This is a genomic window from Pseudarthrobacter sp. MDT3-1 (assembly GCF_054510755.1).
In genome coordinates this window covers 1-1,519 of the sequence record NZ_JBTNDX010000077.1, presented here as the reverse complement: position 1 = coordinate 1,519, position 1,519 = coordinate 1, and the positions used below count along the sequence as shown (strand labels likewise).

2 protein-coding genes are annotated in these 1,519 nt (G+C 60.8%); both read right to left on the bottom strand.

Features of this window, described 5'->3' with window-relative positions:
- Positions 1–24: 24 nt before the first annotated feature.
- Positions 25–1,023 (bottom strand): DDE-type integrase/transposase/recombinase, encoded by a 999-nt coding sequence (locus ACX80X_RS21180; RefSeq protein WP_252604007.1) that lies wholly within the window; start codon positions 1,021–1,023, stop codon positions 25–27.
- 32 nt (positions 1,024–1,055) lie between these two features.
- The gene (locus tag ACX80X_RS21175) at positions 1,056–1,460 is read right to left on the bottom strand and encodes a hypothetical protein (protein WP_252604005.1); all 405 of its coding nucleotides are present in this window, start codon (positions 1,458–1,460) and stop codon (positions 1,056–1,058) included.
- Between the last annotated feature and the right edge of the window lie 59 nt (positions 1,461–1,519).

Sequence of the window (1,519 nt, the reverse complement as noted above, 5' to 3'; positions counted from 1 at the left end):
CGAAAATTGTCAAGCTGTGTGGAGTCACTGGGCTAGTTTTTGGGGTGTTTTGGTCTCGGGCAGGTTGATCCCGACGTATTTGGCGGGGGCTGGTGTGGTGGGTCGTTGGCGGAACCTTCCTGGGTGTCGTTCGTAGTAGTCCTGGTGGGCTTTGTCTCGCTTGTCCCAGAGCTCTTTCCAGGAGCCGTCGTGAACCTGTGAGGGCGAGAACAGGGCGATGCCGGAGTGTTTGTGATCTGTGCTGTACCAATGCACGTAGCCGGTGAGGTACTCCCTGGCGGCCTCGAGATCGTCAAAGATCCGGGGGTAGCCGGGCCGGTATTTCATCGTGCGAAAGCCTGACTCCGAGAAGGGATTGTCGTTGGAGACGTACGGGCGGTTATGGGACAGTTCCACGCCGTGGGCGGTGAGGGTGTCACGGAGCAGGTTTGATTTCATGGCCGGGCCTGAATCGGCATGCACGATGCGCGGGGCGCCGTACCGGGCGATGGCTGTCTCGAACATCTCCGCGGCGAGGTGGTCGGACTCGCGTTCCTCCACCCGCCAGCCGACGATCTCCCGGGAGAAGATGTCCATGATGGAGTACACCTTGAAAACCTTTCCCTGCCACTTGGAATAGACGTCGGTGATGTCCCAGGACCAGACCTGGGAAGGTCCGGTGGCCTTGACCACCGGCATCTCAGAGGAACCACGCTTGCTCCCACGCTTGCGCCGGATAGTTGGGCGGGCCTGCTGATCCTCGTACTCTGCCGCGATCCGCCACCACGTGCGGTTGGAGCCGAGCAGCACGCCGTTGTCCCAGGCTGTGGCGAAGGCATGGTCAACGGAGTTGCCCTTCTCCCAACCGGCCAGGATGAGCCCCAGGATCCGGTCGTGATGCGCGGTGCTGATCCGGCATTCGTAGGCACGGTCGGCCTGGTGGATCGGGTTCTGCACCGCCGGACGGGGATTGAACCGATAATGCCAGGTCCCGCGCGACACGCCCGCCAGCTCCAGCGCTGCCCGCTGGGAGTCGGTGATCACCTGCAGCTCCAGGACAAGACCGTTCTCGGCCGCTATGAACCGTCCTGAGCGCTCGTCGGGGCTGTATCGGGCTCTGGCACGCTCAACTCGTGCAAGAGCCCGATAGCTTTTCCCAGTGCGGAATTCGTATCCTCCAGCTCCTGCACCCGCTTCTGGAGTTTTTCGACTTCGGCACGGTGGGCAGCTATTTCCTTCGCGCGTGCCTTTTCAAACGCGGAGAGCTCACGATTTGTAGGGACCATGCCACCATGCTCTCGCGGAATCAGGCCACGGTCGATATCGCCCTGGACCAGGATCGTGCGCCACCTGCGGAACGTCCAGTCGGAAATGGACTTCGAGGCAAGCCACTCCTTCCTCGTCCCGTGCGGCTGCAAATAGTACTCGTGCATGAACTCACGGATCTCTTCACGCGTAAAACCCTTGTTATCAACGGGCATCGCCGGCTCCTTCAATCAAAAAGTTAATGAATGACTCACAACCAGCTTGACGGAGAGGG

What these genes read in the sequence shown, in the direction of transcription:
- ACX80X_RS21175 (WP_252604005.1), bottom strand. Translation starts at nt 1,460, where the DNA reads ATGCCCGTTGATAACAAGGGTTTTACGCGTGAAGAGATCCGTGAGTTC.